The 308-nt window shown below is 37.3% G+C and carries 1 pseudogene; it reads right to left on the bottom strand.

From position 1 onward, the window contains the following. Window positions 1-308 (bottom strand): annotated as a pseudogene (locus ACHABW_RS26055) (IS5/IS1182 family transposase); the annotation flags it as partial.

Genomic DNA, 308 nt, shown 5'->3' with positions numbered 1-308 from the left:
TTTTTTATACTTCTCTTTGAATTCCTCTGATTTTTGGTATTGAGAGATTCCATAAAAGCCTGCCGTATTTAATCCTACACTAAGGATTCTTCTTGCACTTGTTTTGGCACATGCATCATGAATAGGACAGGTCTTACATTGATGGATATCAAAATAATATCTATACCCTTCTCGGACTCCGTCCTTTCTATTTTGTTTAAAACGCTTCTTATTTACAGTTGTGTTTCCCTGGCTGCACTGCCATTCGTCGGAATCTTTGTTATAGGTATATTCACTATCATCAAGTCTATAAACGACGGCACTCACGG

The organism is Salipaludibacillus sp. CF4.18 (genome assembly GCF_051262595.1).
GTDB classification, from domain to species: Bacteria; Bacillota; Bacilli; order Bacillales; family Salisediminibacteriaceae; genus Salipaludibacillus; species Salipaludibacillus neizhouensis.
This window is presented reverse-complemented; position numbering and strand designations above follow the sequence as displayed.